A 7572-nucleotide genomic window follows, 5' to 3' on the forward strand; every position below is an offset into this window, starting at 1 on the left:
TTGTTTAGATTATTTTAACAATTCTGCTCCAGAGTAGAGAATATACAAGCTGTGGATAGTTTTTCAATCATCTGTTGGTGACGTTCATAATGTGAACGGAGCGAGCAGGTGATTTTTTTCGTTTGCATCATTACAAAATCCCAGCCTTACCCGCTGATTTTTACGGTTTAGTTTACACAACTTTACATAGTAACATTAAGAATTTCAATGATTTGCCAGACGCAAAAGCGCTTTTTTGAGATTTTCATCAGTGGTGACATGCTCTGCAGCCTGTGATATAGTCCGCTTTGTGTTTTGGCTAAGAGCCTGATTTGCATTGGCTTTACTAGATTTTGACAAGGTTGCTGATGCTGCTGGTAGTTGTTTAGATGAGTGATTATCAGCTGAGCTTTTAGCTACGACGACGCGAATTTGCTTGAGTTGTTTAAATGTAATTGACTGCTCTGTTAGGACTTGCAAATAAGCGCTCTGTAAATAGCGAATATGATTAGCGGCAGTCATTGAGCCCACACTGAGTATTAATTGCTCGGATGTGAGGCCTACGACCCAACAGGTATTAAGGATTTCTTCAGGTAGACAATCTACCAATAACTCTTTTACCTCATGGGTCGCTTCTATATATAGCCGCATATTGTCAGCAAGCGTTCGGGGTAGTGCGCTACCAGCAAAAGCTTGATGGTCGATAAGTTGGGCAAGCCGATTTGGCTGTTTTTTTGACATCGTAATGACTCATCTAATAGGTGACAAAATCGATATTCATAACTGACAGGCTAAAAGTAATTTATAGTGAACAATTTGCGAGATAGTTGACTAAGCAGAATATGGTATTAATAGCTAATATCGGCATTAGTCACTACAGAAGAAATAGCGGGCTGTTGTAATAAGGATTTTATCATGTTTTTTTAATGATTATCTCCTCTAAACTAATTGATGCTTTGTCACGGATGACGAGCGGTCTTGTATTAACAATAGGTAGTAAATTTATGAAACAAGCTTTATTAATTTTGTCAGTATTGGGAATGGGTATAGCACAGACAAGTGGTGCTGTCGAAACAACCTTTCAACCAAATAATACCTTGAGTCATACCATCACAAATATTTCTGCTTCTTCGAACTACGGTTCTAGTCGCAATATCTATAGCACTAACAGTGGTGCTCATGTATATAGCAACGACGAGATCAGTCAAGCTATTGATAATTTAAGTGCGCATGCCAAGCAAAAAGAATACCAGCTTGCTTCGCTTACCAGCCGTTTGTCTTACGAGCAGCGTCAGCAGCAATCAAGCCGTGCTCCTGATCGCAATTCTGCTCCTGCTATCGCAGCGGCAAATGCCTCTCGAGTAGCCCTATCTAGAAGCTCTGGCTACTGTGCTCGCTATGTACGTAAAGCGCTACAATCAGCAGGTTACGAATTTACGCCTAATCCTTCAGCATATCAGTATGCCTCTCGTGGCACACTTGCCCAAGCAGGTTTTACTAAGATCAGTAATGATATGCAGCCACAAGTGGGTGACGTTGTTGTCTATAATCGCACTTCAAACCGCCCACATGGTCATATCCAGATCTTTGATGGCAACGATTGGGTATCTGATTTCCGTCAAAACAGTATTAGCCCATACAGCGGTACTTACAGCTATACGACATGGCGTGATTCACAATATGTCGATGATGCATCAGACCGCGGCATCTACCTTGCGATGGCTGACAAATAAATATTAGTTAGATATAACCTAAGTTAAAAGTTTTCTCCAAACCCAGTAATGCTTTTTATAGCGTTGCTGGGCTTTTTTTGCGCTTTGAGTTGTGATGCCCAATGCAAAACTAGAGCTAAAGCTTAAATCTCGACCAGTGGTTGCGATTGTGAAAGTCAGGCGGAGAGGGATGGCTTGAGGCAAAATATAAAGCAGTCTCACCAAACCATAGAATAACGCAAGGATGTATCTGCTCAATCACAGTATTTGCGGTGACGTACTGCTGATTGGGTAGTCGGGTCACGGGCACCCCAAAGCTCCGCTCATAATGATGAGGTTGATTTGCTACTGATGAACCATTAGATAAAGGGTTTTCTACGTAGCTCAATGCTGGCTTTACATTATCTGTCCAATCAATAGATGCGTGCTGTCCATCAGCTGTGTGTAAGGGTATTGGCGGTAAGGTGGCAGGATTACGATAGCTCTGAAATTGATACAGTGCGTAACGACCGTCTGGATTGGCATTAATCTCAATGTAAGGCGCTGTTTTGTGATCATTCGTTAGATCTTTATCATTTATCAGACGACCAGCGATAAAACACTCAAGGCAAGTCTCCTCCCATAAGTAATCATCGAATCTTACTTGCGCTTGCTGCCAAGTCGGCCAAGTTAGTTGATCTGCTAACACTTGACTGGGTAAGGTAACTTGATAGGTCAGCTGTAAGTGCAATAATGGCTGTCGAATAATCTGTGCACTCACATCTATACAGATACGCTGTAACTCATCTACAGTCACACCCAGTTGCTGCGCATCGTTTGCTATCGTTTCAGCGGCTATACGGAGATTGAATGATTGGTTCATAATTTAAGATCCGACAATAAAAATATATAAGTAACCATAAAAAAGTTGTACCGATTAAGAGAGCTAATACTACACGCTAAGTAAATCCAATACGATTAGGCAATATAAAAGCCGCGAGCAAGATGCATCGCGGCTTTTATATTTATCGTCATCATTTAGCTATGACTTGAGTTGGTGCGGCATACAATCACTCAAACCAAGCTGGTCATGACATATTATTGCGCATGACGTGCTAAGTTAGACAGTTTTGGGTTGGCGTTTGGATTTTTACGTAGCAATAGTGCCATACGACCAATAGAATGAACCAAAGACGCGTTAGCCGCTTTGGCAAGTTCCGCACCGATGACATCGCGTTCTTCTTTTGTGCCAGCAGGCAGTTTTACTTTGATGAGCTCATGATCTGATAGCGCGCGATCAATCTCTTCAGTAATGGTTGGGGTAATACCTTTGTTACCAATCATGACGATAGGTTTGAGGTCGTGACCAATGCCTCTTAGGCGTTTAATGGTAGCGTTATCGAGTTGCATAGAATTCCTAGGTGTTGGTAAAAATAAAAGACAGTGCTATTAAGAGCAGTTGACGACCATTATAGATAATCTGTGGTCATCTTGCATGAGATCAGCAGGATTTTGCACGATTTTACGTGATGAAAATGTTAAACTGAATGTTTGGGCACATTATAAACGCTACTGTCTGATAAATCAGTGTTTTAACCAATAGAATTTCGCCAGTCTAAGACTGTAAATGTATAAAAAGCTTGATTAATAGCATACTCGAATGAATTTAACCCATATCGAAGTGCTTCAGAAATCTTTTAGCTACTTCAGTAATATGTATTAATGTTTTGCAAAGCAATAGGAGCAGGTATTTTGGCCACGCGTATCGAAAATAAAAAACTGTCAAAGAGTAGTAGCGCTTGGATGAAAGAGCATATTGACGATCATTATGTGCAAAAAGCGCAAAAAGATGGCTATCGTGCCCGTGCTGCCTATAAATTATTAGAAATTAATGAAAAGACCAATATTATTAAAAAAGGCATGACGGTTGTGGATTTGGGCAGTGCTCCAGGCAGTTGGTCTCAAGTGGCAGGTCAGCTGGTAGGCGAAAAAGGTATTTTGATTGCCTCTGATATTCTGCCGATGGATACATTGCCTGATGTGACCTTTATTCAAGGCGACTTTCGCGAAGCAGAAGTGTTTGATGCGATCATGGCAGAGGTTGGTGATAGGCAGGTTGATGTAGTGCTGTCCGATATGGCACCAAATACGGCAGGTAACAGCGCAATCGATCAGCCACGCATGATGTATTTATGCGAGCTGGCAGTGGACTTTGCGCTTGCAACCTTACCAGAAGGTGGCGCACTTATTATGAAAGTGTTTCAAGGCGAAGGCACACAAGAATTACGCAAGCAGATGCAGCAGGATTTTAGTAAGATTCGTAGTATCAAACCAGGTGCGTCAAGACCACGGTCAAAAGAGATGTTTTGGATAGCGATTAAATAATCATAAAGTCGTTACGTCACAGCCATTGTAAGCGAGATAATGTGTCACCATAACAGAGTCTTATGAGTGCATTGAACCCGCTACAATCGTTAACTGAATAATAGCGAAACCTGCTTGAATTATGCAGGTTAGCACCACATATCATGGTATATTAACTTTGTTTCAAGCATATGTTTTAGGCAAAGTCGTCTGACAATAAGCGCCTGATGTGCTCATCTACGATAGATATATAGGTCATTGATATTTATAACTTGTGAAAACAGTTCTAATGCAGCATTTGGGTTGTGTCAGTCTGAATCACAAATTCTGGCTATGAATATATCTACTAAAAAATGAGCAATACGTTTATAGACGTCACGTGTTTAATAAACACACCAATAAGTAAGGGATGGGAATAACTAGTGAGCGACATGGTAAAAAATACCTTATTGTGGCTGGTGGTAATCGGCGTTTTGGTGCTGGTGTTTAGCGGCTTTGATCAATCATCCGAGCCGGATAGCCTTAACTACTCTGAGTTTGTGACCGCTGTGTCAGAAAACCAAGTAGCCAGCGTTGAAATCGATGGCGAGCAAATCACCGGCGAAAAGAAAAATGGTTCATCTTTTGAGACCATTAGACCAGCTGTGTCAGATGACGAGCTGATGCCATTGCTGCGTGAGAACCAAGTTGAAGTCCAAGGGACTGCACCAAAACGCCAAAGCGTCTTGATGCAATTACTGATAGCCAGTTTCCCAATTCTATTGATTATTGGTCTGTTTTTATTCTTCATGCGTAACATGCAAGGCGGCGCTGGCGGTAAAGGCGGCGGCCCTATGAGCTTTGGTAAGTCAAAAGCCAAAATGCTGACTGAAGACCAAATCAAGGTGAACTTTGAAGATGTGGCTGGTTGTGAAGAGGCCAAAGAAGAAGTGGTCGAAGTGGTCGAGTTTTTACGCGACCCTGATAAATTTACCAAGCTGGGTGCAACAATTCCACGTGGTATCTTAATGGTAGGCCCTCCAGGTACGGGTAAAACCTTATTAGCCAGAGCCATTGCAGGTGAAGCTAAAGTGCCGTTCTTCTCAATCTCAGGTTCTGATTTTGTTGAAATGTTTGTTGGTGTCGGTGCCTCACGTGTACGCGATATGTTCGAACAAGCGAAAAAGAGCGCACCTTGCATCATCTTTATTGATGAAATTGATGCGGTCGGTCGTCATCGTGGCTCGGGTATGGGCGGCGGTAATGATGAGCGTGAGCAGACACTGAACCAATTATTGGTCGAAATGGATGGTTTTGAAGGCAACGAAGGCGTAATCGTCATTGCCGCGACTAACCGTGCAGATGTGCTTGATAAAGCGCTACTGCGTCCAGGTCGTTTTGACCGTCAGGTACAAGTGGGCTTGCCAGATATTAAAGGTCGTGAACAAATTCTAAAAGTGCATTTGAGAAAACTGCCGAATACTATCGGTGTTGATGCCAATGCACTGGCTCGCGGCACACCTGGATTTAGTGGTGCGCAGCTGGCCAACCTTGTCAACGAAGCGGCACTGTTTGCGGCACGTCGTAATAAGACCAGCGTTGATATGAATGACTTTGAGGATGCAAAAGACAAGCTATATATGGGTCCTGAGCGTAAATCAATGGTCATCCGTGAAGAGGAGCGCCGTGCGACTGCTTATCATGAAGCAGGTCACGCCTTAGTGGCTGAGCTACTACCAGGTACTGATCCTGTGCATAAAGTCACTATTATGCCGCGTGGTTTTGCGCTTGGGGTTACTTGGCAGTTGCCAGAGCATGACCAAACCAGTATGTATAAATCAAAAATGCTGAGTGATATTGCTATTTTATTCGGTGGTCGTATCGCTGAAGAGGTCTTTATCAATCAAATGTCGACGGGTGCTTCTAACGACTTTGAACGTGCAACCAAGATGGCTCGCGCCATGGTAACAAAATACGGTATGTCTGATGCCCTTGGTATCATGGTTTACGAAGACGAAGATAGCTCACAAGGCTATTTTGGCTCTAGTAGCCGTACGATTTCAGAAGCCACGCAGCAAAAGGTCGACGAAGAAGTTCGCCGTATGCTAGAAGAGCAGTATGACATCGCGCGTGAATTGATTGAAGGCAATCAAGAGAAAATGCATGCGATGGTTGATGCTCTCATGAAATGGGAAACCATTGACCGTGATCAATTGCAAGATATCCTAGCAGGTGAAGACCCACGTCCACCAAGAGTCTATCAGCATAACGAAGTCAACTTGTCAAAGAATGATATCAAGACAACTGGCTCAACACCGCCACCATTACCAGCGATGTAGTTGCTAGCTCATTAATACTCAATAGAAAAGCCCTTTTTAATAAAGGGCTTTTTGTTGTCCATATTTCATGAAGGGCTTAGTACAGAATAAGGTTTACTGGTATCATAAGCACAGTGTATAACAGACAATGTGCAATAATATAGAATATTTTGATGAGAGATGGTTTGGTTATGTCCTTATTTCAGCCTTTACCCAGCTATAAGATATCAAGTCGTGATAAAACACTAGATTTATCGCAGCCTCATATCATGGGCATTCTTAATGTCACACCCGATTCGTTTTCAGACGGTGGACAGTTCACTGTGGTAGATAAAGCAGTTGCTCATTGCCAGCAGATGATAAACGAAGGTGCGACTATTATCGACATTGGCGGTGAGTCTACTCGCCCCAATGCGGATATTGTGTCCACTGCTGAAGAGATGCAGCGTGTTGTGCCAGTAGTTCGAGCCATCCGTCAGCATTACGGGGAGGATATTTGGTTATCCATTGATACCAGTAATCCAGAGGTGATGAACGCAGCTTTTGACGCTGGTGCCGATATTTGGAATGATGTACGCGCACTCAAACGCGAGGGAGCAGCAGCACTAGCGGCTGAGCTTGATATACCCATCATGCTGATGCACATGCGCGGTGAGCCAACCACGATGAACAACCTAGCTCAATACGATGATGTGGTTGATGAAGTGATGACAGAGTTGACGACGCGTATTGAAGAAGTAACGAGCCTTGGTGTTAAACGTGAAAATATAATCATTGATCCAGGCTTTGGTTTTGCTAAGGACTATGAACATCACTGTGTATTATTGAGTCAGCTCAGAAGCTTACAAGCACTCGGATTGCCAATGATGTTTGGTATTTCGCGTAAGCGTTTTTTAGCAGAAGTATTGAGCAAGAGTGGTGTTGAAGTAGTTGCTACTACCAAAGCGGTGGATCGCGATGTCGTAGGGACTGCTGCTGGTTTGTTCGCGCTGCAGCAAGGCGCGAGTATCATTCGTACCCATAATGTGGCGATGATGCAGCAAGCAGTAGCATTATGGAGCCAGTTATCAGCGTATCATCACTAGTATTACAATAAGTGCAAATGCTCTATAAGGTTTTCACCGTTATAAATATTTATGTGCAATACCTAAAATCTGGTTCTTAACTATTATTGAGTATGAAATAAAAAACCATCTAAATGAATGAGAGTACTTTTATGACCATCCCGATTCAGCCAGAAC

7 protein-coding genes are annotated in these 7572 nt (G+C 42.7%); 4 read left to right on the forward strand and 3 right to left on the reverse strand.

Annotated elements, in window-relative coordinates; all coding sequences use genetic code 11:
- Positions 1-204 precede the first annotated feature (204 nt).
- On the reverse strand, positions 205-720 hold the full coding sequence (locus tag JFC10_RS06515) for a hypothetical protein (protein ID WP_193012507.1): 516 nt from the start codon (positions 718-720) through the stop codon (positions 205-207).
- 263 nt (positions 721-983) lie between these two features.
- Here JFC10_RS06515 and JFC10_RS06520 point away from each other — a divergent pair, with 263 nt between their 5' ends.
- Positions 984-1712, forward strand: coding sequence for a CHAP domain-containing protein (locus JFC10_RS06520; RefSeq protein ID WP_193012508.1), 729 nt, complete (start codon positions 984-986; stop codon positions 1710-1712).
- A gap of 115 nt (positions 1713-1827) precedes the next feature.
- On the opposite strand, the gene JFC10_RS06525 is transcribed toward JFC10_RS06520, so the two are convergent.
- Positions 1828-2553: a DOMON domain-containing protein gene (locus tag JFC10_RS06525; protein ID WP_198332171.1), complete on the reverse strand. Its 726-nt coding sequence runs from the start codon at positions 2551-2553 to the stop codon at positions 1828-1830.
- A 215-nt stretch (positions 2554-2768) separates the two neighbouring features.
- Positions 2769-3080, reverse strand: a complete 312-nt coding sequence (locus JFC10_RS06530) for a YhbY family RNA-binding protein (RefSeq protein ID WP_193012510.1) — start codon at positions 3078-3080, stop codon at positions 2769-2771.
- A 342-nt stretch (positions 3081-3422) separates the two neighbouring features.
- Here JFC10_RS06530 and JFC10_RS06535 point away from each other — a divergent pair, with 342 nt between their 5' ends.
- From JFC10_RS06535 to folP, 3 genes are all read left to right on the forward strand, one after another.
- A complete protein-coding gene (locus JFC10_RS06535; protein WP_045444188.1) occupies positions 3423-4055 on the forward strand; it encodes an RlmE family RNA methyltransferase in 633 nt (210 codons plus the stop codon).
- Positions 4056-4456: 401 nt separating this feature from the next.
- On the forward strand, positions 4457-6352 hold the full coding sequence (gene ftsH, locus JFC10_RS06540) for an ATP-dependent zinc metalloprotease FtsH (protein ID WP_287045559.1): 1896 nt from the start codon (positions 4457-4459) through the stop codon (positions 6350-6352).
- Positions 6353-6522: 170 nt separating this feature from the next.
- A complete protein-coding gene (gene folP / locus JFC10_RS06545; protein ID WP_198332172.1) occupies positions 6523-7416 on the forward strand; it encodes a dihydropteroate synthase in 894 nt (297 codons plus the stop codon).
- Positions 7417-7572: the final 156 nt, after the last annotated feature.

It is taken from the genome of Psychrobacter aquimaris, assembly GCF_016107525.1.
In the GTDB taxonomy this organism is placed as follows: domain Bacteria; phylum Pseudomonadota; class Gammaproteobacteria; order Pseudomonadales; family Moraxellaceae; genus Psychrobacter; species Psychrobacter aquimaris.

Bases quoted from the DNA above. Each gene is read 5' to 3' on its own strand.
- JFC10_RS06515 (WP_193012507.1), bottom strand. From the start codon at position 720: ATGTCAAAAAAACAGCCAAATCGGCTTGCCCAACTTATCGACCATCAA.
- JFC10_RS06520 (WP_193012508.1), top strand. From the start codon at position 984: ATGAAACAAGCTTTATTAATTTTGTCAGTATTGGGAATGGGTATAGCA.
- JFC10_RS06525 (WP_198332171.1), bottom strand. From the start codon at position 2,553: ATGAACCAATCATTCAATCTCCGTATAGCCGCTGAAACGATAGCAAAC.
- JFC10_RS06530 (WP_193012510.1), bottom strand. From the start codon at position 3,080: ATGCAACTCGATAACGCTACCATTAAACGCCTAAGAGGCATTGGTCAC.
- folP (WP_198332172.1), top strand. From the start codon at position 6,523: ATGTCCTTATTTCAGCCTTTACCCAGCTATAAGATATCAAGTCGTGAT.